This is a genomic window from Pseudomonas sp. HTZ2 (assembly GCF_033173945.1).
Classification (GTDB): domain Bacteria; phylum Pseudomonadota; class Gammaproteobacteria; order Pseudomonadales; family Pseudomonadaceae; genus Aquipseudomonas; species Aquipseudomonas guariconensis.
This window is the reverse complement of record NZ_CP137332.1, coordinates 3,112,901-3,125,949: the sequence shown is the minus strand read 5'-3', so window position 1 is coordinate 3,125,949 and position 13,049 is coordinate 3,112,901. Positions and strand designations below refer to the sequence as shown.

At 64.7% G+C, this 13,049-nt stretch carries 14 protein-coding genes; 6 read left to right on the top strand and 8 right to left on the bottom strand.

What is annotated here, in order from left to right:
- Positions 1-24: 24 nt before the first annotated feature.
- The gene (locus R6G97_RS14470) at positions 25-783 is read right to left on the bottom strand and encodes a gamma-glutamyl-gamma-aminobutyrate hydrolase family protein (protein WP_043207055.1); all 759 of its coding nucleotides are present in this window, start codon (positions 781-783) and stop codon (positions 25-27) included.
- A 226-nt stretch (positions 784-1,009) separates the two neighbouring features.
- Here R6G97_RS14470 and R6G97_RS14465 point away from each other — a divergent pair, with 226 nt between their 5' ends.
- Genes R6G97_RS14465 through R6G97_RS14455 form a run of 3 tightly spaced genes read left to right on the top strand, consistent with a single transcriptional unit; the run spans position 1,010 to position 2,897 of the window.
- A complete protein-coding gene (locus tag R6G97_RS14465) occupies positions 1,010-1,666 on the top strand; it encodes a hypothetical protein (RefSeq protein WP_317847140.1) in 657 nt (218 codons plus the stop codon).
- Entirely contained in the window at positions 1,666-2,094 is a 429-nt protein-coding gene (locus tag R6G97_RS14460; RefSeq protein ID WP_043207053.1) for a phage holin family protein, read from the top strand. The genes R6G97_RS14465 and R6G97_RS14460 overlap by 1 nt, the downstream gene beginning before the upstream one ends.
- Positions 2,091-2,897 carry a DUF3618 domain-containing protein gene (locus tag R6G97_RS14455; RefSeq protein WP_317847139.1) on the top strand — a complete coding sequence of 269 codons (807 nt, stop codon included), beginning with the start codon at positions 2,091-2,093 and terminating at the stop codon, positions 2,895-2,897. Before R6G97_RS14460 ends, R6G97_RS14455 begins: the two co-directional genes overlap by 4 nt.
- Positions 2,898-2,956: 59 nt before the next feature.
- Here R6G97_RS14455 and R6G97_RS14450 read toward each other — a convergent pair whose 3' ends face one another.
- Positions 2,957-3,712, bottom strand: coding sequence for an SDR family NAD(P)-dependent oxidoreductase (locus tag R6G97_RS14450; protein ID WP_317847138.1), 756 nt, complete (start codon positions 3,710-3,712; stop codon positions 2,957-2,959).
- Complete coding sequence (locus R6G97_RS14445; protein WP_182815392.1) at positions 3,709-4,428, bottom strand: EthD domain-containing protein; 720 nt, start codon at positions 4,426-4,428, stop codon at positions 3,709-3,711. The genes R6G97_RS14450 and R6G97_RS14445 overlap by 4 nt, the downstream gene beginning before the upstream one ends.
- Before the next feature lie 225 nt (positions 4,429-4,653).
- Between R6G97_RS14445 and R6G97_RS14440 the strand changes: the two genes are divergently transcribed.
- The gene (locus R6G97_RS14440) at positions 4,654-4,995 is read left to right on the top strand and encodes a tryptophan synthase subunit beta (protein ID WP_070571167.1); all 342 of its coding nucleotides are present in this window, start codon (positions 4,654-4,656) and stop codon (positions 4,993-4,995) included.
- A 27-nt stretch (positions 4,996-5,022) separates the two neighbouring features.
- On the opposite strand, the gene lapD is transcribed toward R6G97_RS14440, so the two are convergent.
- The 3 genes from lapD to R6G97_RS14425 all read right to left on the bottom strand — a co-directional run bounded on the left by lapD (position 5,023) and on the right by R6G97_RS14425 (position 7,972).
- Positions 5,023-6,969, bottom strand: coding sequence for a cyclic di-GMP receptor LapD (gene lapD, locus R6G97_RS14435; protein ID WP_317847137.1), 1,947 nt, complete (start codon positions 6,967-6,969; stop codon positions 5,023-5,025).
- Between the two features lie 9 nt (positions 6,970-6,978).
- Complete coding sequence (lapG, locus tag R6G97_RS14430; protein ID WP_317847136.1) at positions 6,979-7,656, bottom strand: cysteine protease LapG; 678 nt, start codon at positions 7,654-7,656, stop codon at positions 6,979-6,981.
- Positions 7,657-7,801: 145 nt separating this feature from the next.
- Positions 7,802-7,972 carry a hypothetical protein gene (locus tag R6G97_RS14425; protein WP_167358089.1) on the bottom strand — a complete coding sequence of 57 codons (171 nt, stop codon included), beginning with the start codon at positions 7,970-7,972 and terminating at the stop codon, positions 7,802-7,804.
- A gap of 401 nt (positions 7,973-8,373) precedes the next feature.
- Between R6G97_RS14425 and R6G97_RS14420 the strand changes: the two genes are divergently transcribed.
- Entirely contained in the window at positions 8,374-8,790 is a 417-nt protein-coding gene (locus R6G97_RS14420) for a tetratricopeptide repeat protein (protein ID WP_232095182.1), read from the top strand.
- Between the two features lie 14 nt (positions 8,791-8,804).
- On the opposite strand, the gene R6G97_RS14415 is transcribed toward R6G97_RS14420, so the two are convergent.
- The gene (locus tag R6G97_RS14415) at positions 8,805-9,251 is read right to left on the bottom strand and encodes a MaoC family dehydratase (RefSeq protein WP_043207036.1); all 447 of its coding nucleotides are present in this window, start codon (positions 9,249-9,251) and stop codon (positions 8,805-8,807) included.
- Between the two features lie 280 nt (positions 9,252-9,531).
- On the opposite strand from R6G97_RS14415, the gene R6G97_RS14410 reads away from it, so the two are divergent.
- The gene (locus tag R6G97_RS14410) at positions 9,532-10,461 is read left to right on the top strand and encodes a malate dehydrogenase (RefSeq protein ID WP_182942919.1); all 930 of its coding nucleotides are present in this window, start codon (positions 9,532-9,534) and stop codon (positions 10,459-10,461) included.
- Positions 10,462-10,494: 33 nt separating this feature from the next.
- On the opposite strand, the gene R6G97_RS14405 is transcribed toward R6G97_RS14410, so the two are convergent.
- Positions 10,495-13,044 carry an excinuclease ABC subunit UvrA gene (locus R6G97_RS14405; RefSeq protein WP_180962703.1) on the bottom strand — a complete coding sequence of 850 codons (2,550 nt, stop codon included), beginning with the start codon at positions 13,042-13,044 and terminating at the stop codon, positions 10,495-10,497.
- Positions 13,045-13,049 lie beyond the last annotated feature (5 nt).

Below are 13,049 nucleotides of genomic sequence, written 5' to 3'. Positions count from 1 at the left end.
GTCTTCCTCCAGTGGCCCGAGCCCTCAACGGCGTGCGCAACGCTGCTGAGCGCGTTGTCGACAGGCGTCGCCGAAGACTTTGAAAATGGCCAGGTAATCCGGGTTGAACATGACCTGCCACTCAGGATGCCATTGCACGCCCAGGGCAAAGCTCTGGCTGCCTTCTACCGAAAGCGCTTCCACAAGGCCGTCCTCAGCGACGGCCTCGACACGCAAGCCTTTGCCCACCTCGGCGATACCCTGGCCATGGACCGAGTTGACTTCGATACGGCCCGCCAGGCCCAGACGATAAAGCACACCGCCTGGCAACACGGTCAGGTTGTGTGTGCGCGCATATTGGTCTTCCACCGGCTCGTTGCTCGGCGGTTGATGTTCGGTGCCGGTTTCTGGCAACCGCTGTTCAAGGGTGCCGGCGAAGGCGACGTTCATTTCCTGGAACCCTCGACAGATGCCCAATACCGGCAGGCCGGCGTCGACGGCTTCGCGCCACAGCGGCAGGGCCAGATGGTCACGGGCCGCATCATGCGGGGTGTCGGGTGGGCTGGGAGGACCTTGGTAGTGATGTGGCTCGATGTTCGAGGGCGACCCGGTAAACAGCAGGCCGTCGACACGCTCTATGATGTCGCGGGGCATCAGAAGCTCGGCGAACACAGGAATCACGACAGGCAGGCCATTGGCAGCCAAGGCAACGGCGCGCCCGTATTTGTCGTCCATGATCTGCACGGCATGGGGGCCGATTTTCCAGGAGCTTGCCACTATGCCGATTACAGGAAGACGTGCCATACCTTCAGGCCTATTGGTTATCGAGAGAAAACAACCTGTGTCTTGGCAAAGGATGCCGCCCTGTCCCGAACGTTCAAACTGCGTATGCAGGCGGTTTGGGAAATCGACGCAGGCAGGTGCGCGCTAAAGCACGGCCCTAATGGATGGTGCACGAGCCATTGGCACCCCGGCGAACCGTTGCCGATCGCTTGGACTGAACTCCCTGTGTTGCGCCCACGTCCCTCGAATGAATGTCGCAAGTTCCGGCATTCACCCAATCGTCAACTTCGAGGACGTCATGATGGAAAAAAACGACCCCAGCGCCACCTCCAGGCCGGGCAGTACACAGGATCACCTCCACGCCATTGCCGATGAAGCCGGAGCTTTGCTCGATGATGCGAAAATCCAAGGTACCCACCAGTACGAGCAATACCGCGACCGTGCGGCGGAGCAGCTCGACGCTCTCAAGGAAGGCGCGCGTTCGGCGGCTTCGGAGCTTGAGGGCCATGACAGCCTAGGGCTTTCCCACTATCTGAACGAGGCGGCCGCCTGCATCGGCAGCTTCGCCGAGCAGGTTCGTCATGAAAGTGCCGAAAGCCTGCTACAGCGAGGTGCACAGCTGGCGCGGGACAATCCTGCGCTCTTTCTCGCAGGCAGCGTGGCGGTGGGATTTGCCTTGTCGCGTTTCGCCAGTGCCAGCAACCGCCACGCAACCGCCGAACCCCCTCAACCTAGGACGCACGCGCGCCCTGAGCCCGATCACACCCTACCAGCCGTGCCCGATCGGGCGAGCGATGTGTCCACCCACAAACCCTACACCCCCGTCGACCCTGTGGGGCTCGGCGCCGGAAGGCCGGTGAGTGACAGCCCACTGGATCGCGATCCACTCAAAGGAGGCGAGTGATGAACAAGGACCCTTTGCAACACACCCCAACTGCACATTCGACGGTCGACGATCCCGTGGGCGTGACGGGCCTGCTGCGCCAATTGATGCGCGAAGTCCCGGAACTGTTCGCCAAGGAGCTGGCACTGGCCAAGGCCGAACTGCAACAGAACCTGGCCACGCTCAAGGCCGGCACGGCGGCCGTAGCGACCGGCGCGATCGTGTTGCTGGCAGGTTTTGTCATCCTCCTGCTGGCGGCGGTCTATGCCCTGGCGATGGTGCTGGAGCCGTGGCTGGCTGCGCTGATCGTGGGTGCCGTCACCGTCATCGTCGGCTTGATCATGGTGCAATCGGGCAAGAAGCAGTTCGAGCCTTCGCACCTCAGACCTGACCGTACGTTGCATGCCATGGAGCAGGACAAGGACACCTTGAAGAGGAAACTGCCATGACCAGCACCTTCGAACGCGACGCACAAAAAGACCCCGACTTGCTCGAGCAGGAAATCAACGCCAAGCGCGAGCACATCAACGAACTGGTCGATGCACTGGAGCAACGACTGAGCCCTGGGCAATTGGTCGACAGGCTGCTTGCCTATGGCAAAGGCAATGGTGGCGAGTTCCTGCACAACCTGGGCACCACCCTCAAGAACAACCCGGTACCTGCGACCCTGACGGTCCTTGGCCTGGCTTGGCTGGGCCTTAACCAGCACCGGCCCTTTAATCCAGGCCCTGCATCCACAGGGCCTGGGCTGGGCGAAAAACTGGGTGATGCGGTCGATTCCGTGAAAGGTGCATTCGCCCAAGCCGCACAGACGGTGCACGATGCCAGCCACAAGGTGCGCAGCAAAGCCCACGATGCGAGGGACCGCGCCAGCGAGCTCGGCCAGGGCGCACGCGCCTCGGTGAGCGAATCTGCCCAATCCTTGGGCAGCCGGGCACATCAGGTAGGCGACCAGGCCACCGCCCTGAAGGGCCAGATGGACCACCTGCTCAAGGAGCAGCCGCTGGTGCTGGCAGCGCTGGGCGTACTGCTGGGAGCGGCGCTGGGCGCTGCGCTGCCCGGCACGCGTCAGGAGGATCGGCTCATGGGGCCCAGCAGCGATCGGGTCACCGACGCGCTCAAGGCCAAGGGCGAGGGGCTCAAGGCCTCGGTGAAACACGCCGTCGACGATACCTCGGGGCAGCAGGCGCCTGGCACGGCGCGTGATGCCAAGGGGGCCGATCTTTCCGCAGGGTTGGGTTTTCCACCTTGATCTGCCGGTAATGGCCGCCAGCCTCCGGAGCGTCCCAGGAGGCTGGCGCTACTGCATGCTCAACCCCAGAACGCCTGGCCGCCATCGAGCGGCAGGGTGGCGCCGGTCAGATAGCCTGCTTCGTCGCTGGCCAACCACGCGACCGTTCGGCCGATGTCGCTTTCGCAATCCCCGACCCTGCGCAGCGGAATGCCCTGCAGGAACGCTTCGGCTTCTTGCGGGTGGGCTTGCATCCAGCCTTCGAGCCCTGGAGACAAGGCGTGGGGCGCGATCACGTTGACGCGTATGCCATCAGGCCCCCATTCGCATGCGGCTGCGCGGCTGAGGCAGCGGATGGCTTCCTTGGCCGCCGCATAGGCACCATAGCCGCAGGCGTCCCAGCGCACTGCGGCAGAGGAGGCCAGGTTGACCACCACGCCGCCGCCCCGCAGATACGGGTGGCATGTACGCATCAAGCGCAGGGTGGCCAGGGGGCCTGAGTCCATGCCTTGGGCGAAGGCCTCGTCGCTGACCTCCAGCAATCGGCCCAGGGGTACGATCTGGGCGTTGTTGACCAGGATGTCGATCGTGCCGAACGCTTCCAGCACCTGGGCCACGCACTGCTCGATGGCCTGCGCCTGGGTGACGTCGCAGACCACCGCCAGTGCCTCGCCACCGCGCGCGCGGATTTGCGCGCAGGTCGCTTCCAAGGGGGCCAGTGTGCGTCCTGCGACGGCCACCCGCGCGCCCTCGGCGCACAACGCCAGGGCAATGCCTTGGCCTACGCCCTGACCCCCGCCGGTGACCAGGGCTGTCTTGCCGGTAAGACGGTTCATGCGAGAAATTCCAGTGACAGGGGGTATTGGCTGGTGGGCAGTACGCCCAGCTGGTCGAAATCGATGAAGCGCTGGCAGCTGTCCATCATCAGCGCCAGGTTGTGCTGGAACTTCGCCTCATCGCCCGGCGCATCGAAGAACGCCTGCGGATCGTCCATGGCTGCCGGCGGGAAGCATTCCTCGACGATGGCCGCCAACGCGGTGGCGCCAGGGGTGAGCACCTGCACCACCAGGTTTTGCACGTACTGGAAATTGTCCTGGGTATCGATGGCTATCCGTGTGTGGTGGTTTTGCCAGACCTCGAGCCAGGCCTCGTGGCTCAAGCGCGTCGGCCGTTGCAGGAAGGCCAGTTGCGAAAAGCCGTGGGTGCGCTGGCCGGGGCTGGCGGGGAATCGCGTGTTGCGGATGGGCACCGACTCGCAGACCAGGTACCCCGCAATGCGCGAACAGATCACCTGCAAGGCCTCGTCGAATGGGCGGCGGAATTCGCCGACGGCGCTGTCCAGCCAGAAGCTCAGTACGGCCTGGGGCAGGGGGCCTGCCTGTGTCTGGCGCAAGCCGTTGGCGGCGCTCACGTCGGCGTCGGCCAGGTTCAGCTGCAGGTGCTGGGCGCCGAGGGTGTGCAGGCGGTCGGCGAGGGGGCCGCTCAATTGCTGGGAGAACGAATCGAACGTGTCGTGCTCGGGTTGCCAAAGCAGGTAGATGACTTTCTGCACGGAGCGCTCCTTGACACAAGGCATGGTTGAGAGATGACCGTGACCATGGTTGATCGCCGTCGCTGCAGAGGAATCCTCCAAACGGACTATCCCGCGCCGATGAGCAGGCTCGCCTTACTTGTTGCCGGGCGATCTTTGCCTATGCTGCGTAGCGAGGGGCAGTATGAAATGTATTCGCGCAAAGGCCAGACAAGGCGAAACCAACACGTCACGAGGGTCGATACCATGTATTACGTGCAACGCGATGCCGCAGGCCAACTGCTGCGGGTCGAAGCCGCTCCTTACGCCGAGTACACGGAGATACTCCCCGCCGACCATGGCGAAATCCAGGCCTGGTTCGCGGACGATGTGGTGGAAAACAGCCTTCGCCAGCTCAAGCAGAGTGACCTGGACATGATCCGTGTGCTCGAAGACCTGATCGACGTGCTGACCACCAAGGGCGTGATCAGCATCACCGACCTGCCGCCGGATGCGCAGTCCAAACTGCTCAACCGCTCTTCGGCGCGCAAGGCGCTCGGCAGCCTGAACAACCTGATCGAGGAAGACGAGGGCGGTGGTCTGATCTGACCCCGTCCGGGGGCGGCAGCGCTGACGTCAGCGCCAGGGTGCAGGCTCGCCCACCCGCCGCCCTTGCATCCCTTGCACGCCCATTTCGCGCAGAACGTTCGATTCCCCTTCGGACTCGACCCGCTCGGCAATCAGCGGCAGGTCGATGCTGTGCGCTGCCCGTTGAATGGCTTCGATGAACAGGCGTTTATGCTGCTCCTGATCGATGTGGCGAATGTAGCTACCGTCGATCTTCAAGTAGGCAAGTCCCAGGTTTTCCAGGTTACCGATCATGCTGAAGCGCCCGCCGAAGCGCTGCAGCGCCAGGCCAACGCCCAACTCGCGCAGGCGTCGGGTCAAGTGCTCTAGCGAGGCCTGCCGGGGCAGTTGCTCTTCGCCGATTTCCAGGGTCAAGCGTGCGGCCAATGCGCGATGATGGCCGAGCTGTTCGTAGATCTGGCGCATCGCGCCGTCATCGGCCAGGGTGGCGGCCGAGAGGTTCAGTGCCAGGGAGGCATCGTGGCCTTCCAGATGCCTGAGGACCTTATCCAGCATCAACAGGTCCAGGCGCGGCATCCAACCGAAACGCTCGAGCCACGGCAGGAAGCGACCCGCCGCCAACGGCTCGCCCTGATCATCGTGCAGACGGGAAATGACCTTGTAATGCAGGATCCGGCTCGGCACCTGGCAATCGACCACCGGCTGGAAGAACAGCTCGAACAGCCCCCGGTCCAAGGCCCGGTCGAGCCGCGAGTGCCAGGCATTTTGACTGTCGGGTGCCTGTGTCGCGGCGCTGCGTTCCAGGCACACCCAGCTCGGTGCTCCCTGGTGCTCGGCGCGCGCCAGGGCTTCATCGGCCAGCTTGAGCAGTGCGTCGGGCTGATCGCCTGGCGTATAGGGGGCAAGGCCCATGCGGGCCACCGGGCTGACATCGCTGGCCTCGGTCTGGTGCAGGCTGTGCAAGGCCTGCTCCAATGCCTGGGCCAGGTGTACGGCTTGCTCGGAGTCCAGGCCAGGGGCCAGCACGGCGAACTCGCCGCCACGGCTGCGCGCGATCAGGTCGCGGGTCTGGGGATGGGAGGCGCAAGCGCGGCGTAGCTGTTCGGCCACCGCCTGGATCAACTGATCGGTACGTTGCCCGCCCAGGCGCGCGTTGAGGCCGGCCAGGTCCTGAATGCGCAGCAGCAGCAGGTAGCCAGCCCGGGCGTCCTCGACGTTGCTGACTTGGTCGTTGAGCTGCATCTGGAAGTAACGCCGGTTGGCCAGGCCAGTGAGGCTGTCCTGATACGATTCGGCACGCAGCTGCTCGCTGCGCTCGGCCTGTTCGTGGAACAGCGCCTTGAGCTTCTCGACCATCTGGTTCATGGCCTGGACGACGCGGCGCAGTTCGGGCGTGCGGGGAAGATCCGGAAGGCTGAGGAATTCCCGGCGGGCGATGGCATGGGACTGGGCAACCATGTAATCGAGCGGGCGCAATTGGCGGCGCAGCAGCAAGGCGCCCAACACGGCGCTCAAGGCCCCGCACAGCAGCAGCCAGCCCAGGCTGCCCAAGGCGCCTTGCCAGAGCTTGGCCAGGGCGAACATCGGGTGGCTGACCACCTCGACCCGTGCCGCCTGCTGCCAGCCGCGGCTGACGATGGCGTCCGCGCCGGCGGCCTGCAGTCCCGCCAGGCGAATGAACCAGGCGGGCACGCCGTTGCTGTCGGGTTCGGCGTGGCGCTCCACGAGCACGGCGTTGGAGGCCAGGTCGATGACCTTGATGCTGGCGTAGTACCCGCTGTCGAACAGCGAGCTCACCATCAGCTCGACCATGGCTGGATCGTCGATGTTCGGCGTCAGCGACAGGGCCAATGCAGTGGCACCGTCCTGGGCATGCGAGCGCAGCTGGTTCACGTACTGGCTACGCGAGCTTTCCAGGCTGACCATGAAGCTGCCGGTGAAGGCAACCACCAGGAACAGGCAAATGGCGAACAGCAATTGTTTGAACAGTGACATCTGCGCTCCTTAGTAGACCGATTCGGCCGGGAAGCCTTCGGCCTGCATCTTTTTCAGCACGTCCTGCCAGCGCGACAGCCGTTTGGTATCGCCGACTTTCTTGTTCCCCGAGGCGCCGGTCAGCCAGAGACCCTCACCGTTGAAGGCGTAGACCGGCAACAGGTCGGTGCGCTCGCCCGCCGGCTTGATCGCGTCCATCAGGCTGTCGAGCACCAGCGGCTGGGCCTGTGGGGTCGAATAATAGGTCAGGACCATGTGCGCCCGATTCTGGCGCAGGGCCTTGACATAGGTGATGCGTAGCTTCTCGCTGGGTATGCCCATGCGCCGCAGGCTGAAGTACTTGGCGATAGCGTAGTCCTCGCAATCGCCTGCGCCCTTGATCAGTGACTGGATCGGTGTCGCCCAGTAATCGACGTCGCGCCACAGGTCGATATCTTCGACGTAGCGCAACTGCTGGTTGAAGAAGAGATTGACCTGCCGCAGCCGTTCCAGCTCGCTGCCTTGTTGCTGGGTGGCGAGCAACTGCTGCCAGGCATCGATGCGCGCCTGGCCTGGGCCCAGAGGGCCATAGAGGGCCTGGGCCCGTCGGCTGATCTGCGAGAAATCCCAATCGGCGCGCAGGCTGCCCAGCAGCACAAGCGCCAACAGGACGGCGAGGCCGAGGCGCCACACGACGGTTTCGAGCATCCTGGGTTTCGCCACTGCTAAGGCCTATTGAGTACCGATCCTTGACAACCGTGGTGCTGTCGTCCGGGAAAAGCGCAGGGCACGTCACTGCCCGGCGACAACGAGCAGTGTAGATGATAGGCGCCCAGCTATGGCCATGCGCCAGCTATGCAATGAAATCCGATTCGGCGGGCGGCTCTGCCCGGGCATCCTGCTGGATCGTGCCATGCACGGCAATGCCACACACACCGCACAAGCCAACGCTGGCGAGCACGATGTCGCCCAGGATCATGCCGACGATCAACAGCAGCAGGCTGGCGCGAAAGAGGGTGGTCATGACTGCCTCCATGGCAATTGACGTGGGGATGGTGCTAACCATAACGCCTTTGGATCCCAGGATGCAGCCTGGTTTTTGGCAGACGGCAGGCTTTCCATCGGAATTGGCCGATTGGTCCTGTCCGCGTGCTCGGCCCTGATGGCCGCTGGCCGTTGCAGGGCTGGAAACCTCATCCCGACCGAGGCCAGCCTTGGGGGAGGCGAAAGCGGCGGATCAGGCCGGGCGACGCGGAACTTCAAGCGGCGGGCCCGGTCGATAGCATCCCTTGCCTTCCGAACAAGGGCTCAGCCAACCTGGACGGCTGCAAACCTGCCCATCGTGTGGCAGTCCACCCGGTCTTGTCGAGTTCGTTTCCGATGCCAAGCACGCCTGTATGGTTGGCTTTATGCCTGTGTCTGACGGTGATCGTATCCCAGTGTGCCATGGCTGGCGGCCGTGCCACTCAAGCCCGTAGCAACAACGCCTCCACCGCGTTGATCGAAGCCGCCTCGCAGCAATATGCAGAAGGTCATCTGGACCAGGCGGCGGCGACATTGGAACGCGCGCTGCACATACAGCCGAACAATCCCGCCACCTTGCATTACCTGGGTGTGTTGCGCCTGCAGCAGGGGCAATACCAGCAGGCCGAGACGCTGGCGGCCCGCTCCAACCTTCGTGTCGGCGCCAATCGTGCGCTGTACGCTCGCAATCTTCAGCTGATAACGGCGGCCCGCAACGCTCAGCGCTCAGGTGCAATGCCTGCGGCGATCAAGGACTCCGAGCGGGCCGGCGGCGATGCCAGCGGCATGATCACCGCCGAACAACTCATCCGCTACTGACCCCGGCAGGGCGCCTAGGCCTCACGGGCAAAGCACAGCACCTTGCTCGTCATGCGCTGCAAGGTTTCGCCCCGCTGGTTGGACGTGATGCATTCGACCACCACCATGCCGCGGTCGCGGCGCGTGCGCGAGGGCGTGATGCTCACGATGGTGCTCTGCACACGCAGCCGGTCGCCTGCTCGGGTGGGCTGCGGCCAGGAAACCTCGGCAGTGGCACCGATCACGCCGCGGGCCAGGGGCAGGCTGCTCACCAACAGTTTCATGGTCAGCGCACTGGTCTGCCAGCCGCTGGCGGCCAACCCTTCGAAGAACGTGTCCTTGGCAAGGCTTTCGTCCAGGTGAAACGGCTGCGGATCGTACTCACGGGCAAAGCGAATGATCTGTTCAACATCCAGGCAATGCTCACCGCTGGTGAAGGTATCACCTACGGCCAGGTCCTCCAGATAGATCGGGTCGGTCATGTCAGGCTCCTCACGGGGCAGAGGCCGGGAGCGGCACGCTGCGCTCGGCTCATCAAACGCGATCGTGGGGCCTTGTTCAAGTAGGCCGACACTTGTAGCGAGAGGTCGCGGCGCTGGAAAGCGCCAAGCGAAACCTTGACCTGACTCGAAGTCCACTCTCGCTGTCGACAACACCCCAGGCGGCCTTGCGTCGTGAAAGCACTGCGAGGCCTTCGCCAGGGCCGATACTGCTGGTATCGGCGGCGTCTGGCTGGTGGCGCGGGCCGCGAGGAGGTGTGAAGTGAACAAATTGTCCATTGTGGGTGCCGGAATGGTGGGTGAGGCGGCGGCGCAAATCATCGCCCGGGAGGAGTTCTGCCGTGAGCTGACGTTGATCGATGTGCAAGGGGACATGGCGCAGGGCAAGGCACTGGATGTCTGGCAGGCAGCCGTCGAGTCCGGTTCCGATACCCGGGTCTACGGAGGGGGCGATGCTCAGTTGCTGCAGGATTCCGAGTTGGTGGTGATCACCGCGGGCGTGCCGCGCAAGCCGGGTCAGTCGCGCCAGGATGTACTGAGCATCAACCTGCCGATACTCGACGGCATCATGCGGGACATCAATCGGCATGCCCCGTCGGCGATCGTACTGGTGGTGTCGAACCCGGTCGATGTGCTCACTTACCGGGCCTGGAGCCTCAGTGAGCTGGGCCGCGACAAGGTGTTCGGGCAGGCCGGGGTGTTGGATACCGCGCGGATGAAGTGCTTCATTGCCGAACAGACAGGCTTTTCTGCCCGGGATATCGCGGCGCTGGTGCTCGGAGGCCATGGCGACAGCATGGTGCCGTTGATGCGCTACTGCACGGTCGGCTCTGTACCGCTTTCGCACTTTTTGACCTCTGAGCAGATCGAGCGGATCGTGCAGCGTACCCGTCAGGGAGGCGGCGAAATCCTGGGCCTGAAGAAGGTGGGGAGCGCATGCGATGCACCGGGCGTGGCAATCGCCCAGATGGTGGATGCGATCGCCAACGGTCGAAACCGCATTCTGCCTGCGGTCGCGATCCTCGAGGGCGAGTACGGGCGCCGGGACATTGCCATGGGGGTGCCTTGCGTGCTGGGAGAGCAAGGGCTGACGCGGATCGTCGAACTGCCCCTGGATGCGCAGGAGCAATCGATGTTCGACCACTCAGCCGACCAGGTGGCGCGTGACATCGGCGAAATGAAAGCGCTGTGAGCCTGTAGGGCGCGGGTTCAGCCGCAGCGCCCCTCAGGCGTGCCCGCGGGCCAACGCCTGCGCGAGATAGGGCGCAGTGCGGCTGCCCTGAACCTGGGCAACCTCGGCGGCGGTGCCGGTCGCGACGACCAGGCCACCGGCTTGGCCTGCCCCGGGTCCAATGTCGATCACCCAGTCGGCCTGGGCCACCATGCGCATGTCGTGCTCGATCATCACCACGCTGTTGCCGGCATCGACCAGCTGTTGCAACTGCGCCATCAGCCGGTCGGCATCGGCCACATGCAGGCCGGTGGTCGGCTCGTCGAGCACGTACAGCGTGCGCCCTCGCTGGCTGCGCTGCAGCTCGGTGGCCAGCTTGATGCGCTGCGCCTCGCCGCCGGACAGCTCGGTGGCCGGCTGGCCCAGGCGCAGGTAACCCAGGCCGATCTCGCGCAGCACCTGCAGCGAGCGCGATACCGCTTGCTCGTCGACGAAGAAATCGCAGGCTTCTTCTACCGTCATGCGCAGCACGTCGGCGATGTTGCGGCCATTCCATTGCACCGCAAGGGTGTCCGCGTTGTAGCGGGCGCCGTGACAGGTGGGGCAGGGGGCATAGACGCTGGGCATGAACAGCAGCTCGACGCTGACGAAGCCTTCGCCTTCACAGGTGTCGCAACGCCCCTTGGCCACGTTGAACGAGAAACGCCCCGCGTCATAGCGGCGCTTGCGGGCTTCGTCGGTCGCGGCGAACAGTTTGCGCACAGGGTCGAACAGCCCGGTATAGGTCGCCAGGTTGGAGCGAGGCGTGCGACCGATCGGCTTCTGGTCCACCTGCACGACCCGTTGCACGGCCTGTACATCGCCGCCCAGGTGACCGCCGGTGCGCTCGATGATCGTCGGGCCTTCGGTGCTGGCTTCGCTGTCTTGCTCCTCAGGTTCGTGCCCCAGGTGCAGCAGCATCAACTCGGGCAATGCCTGGGCGATCAGGCTCGACTTGCCGGAGCCGGAGATGCCGGTCACCGCCGTGAGCACACCCAGCGGCACGCGTGCGTCCACGCCGTGCAGGTTATGACGTCGGATGGCCTTCAGCTCCAGCCAGCCGGTGGGTGTGCGGGCGCGAGTGCTGGGGGCGGGCAGTTGGTCGAACAGGTAGCGGGCGGTGTGCGATTCGGCCACTTCGCGCAGGCCCGCCGGGGCCCCGCTGTAGAGCACGCGGCCGCCGCGCTCACCGGCATCGGGACCGACATCCACCAGCCATTGGGCGCGGCGCATCAGTTCCAGATCATGCTCGACCACGAACACCGAGTTGCCGGCGTCGCGCAGGCGGTCGAGGGCGTCGTAAAGCGCCTGGCTGTCGGAAGGGTGCAGGCCGGCTGAAGGCTCGTCGAGCACATAGACCACGCCGAACAGCAGGGCGCTCAGTTGCGTGGCCAGGCGCAGTCGCTGAAGCTCGCCGGTCGACAGTGTCGGTGTGGCGCGTTCCAGGGTGAGATAGCCAAGGCCCAGCTGCTGCAGCGTGCGCAGGCGCGCCAACACCCCTTCGGCCAGGCGCTGCGCGGCCAGTTGTTTTTCGCTCGAGCGGGTGTCCTGGGCAGAGACTTGGCCTCGGCTGACCGGTTCGAGCAAGGCCACGACCTGGTCCAGCGGCATCTGGGCCAGGGTGCCGATGTCCACCCCGCAGAACGTCACTGACAATGCCTCTGGCTTCAGACGCTTGCCGTCGCACGCTGGGCAGGGGCGACCCTCCATGAAGCGCGACACACGCTTGCGCATCAGCGCGCTCTGAGTGTTGGCGAATGTGTGCAGTACGTAACGCCGGGCACCGGTGAACGTCCCCATGTAGCTGGGCTCGAGTTTGCGCTTGAGGGCGGTGCGGGTTTCGGCCGGCGTGAGGCCCGCATAGACCGGCACGGTGGGCGCTTCTTCGGTGAACAGGATCCAGTCGCGGTCTGCCTGCGGCAGGTCTTTCCAGGGCCTGTCGACGTCATAGCCCAGGGTGACCAGGATGTCGCGCAGGTTCTGCCCATGCCAGGCCGGTGGCCAGGCGGCGATGGCCCGGTCGCGGATGCTCAAGGTCGGGTCGGGGACCAGGCTCGCCTCGCTGACCTCATAGACGTGCCCCAGGCCATGGCACGCCGGGCAGGCCCCTTGCGGTGTATTGGCCGAGAAGTCTTCGGCATACAGCATCGGCTGGCCGCTGGGGTAGGTGCCAGCGCGCGAGTACAGCATGCGCACCAGGCTGGACAGGTTGGTCACGCTGCCGACCGAGGAACGGGCATTGCTCGCACCGCGTTGTTGTTGCAGCGCCACAGCCGGGGGCAATCCATCGATCGCGTCGACATCCGGCACGCCCACCTGGTCGATCAGTCGCCGGGCGTAAGGCGCTACGGATTCGAAGTAGCGGCGCTGCGCTTCGGCATACAGAGTGCCGAAGGCCAGCGATGACTTGCCGGAGCCGGAAACGCCGGAAAACACCACCAGCGCATCGCGGGGGATGGCGACATCCACATCCTTGAGGTTGTGTTCGCGCGCGCCGCGCACCACCACATAGCCGTCTTCGGTCTCGAGGTGGGCACGGTCGGTCGGGGAGGGGGTGCGTGTCATGGGGC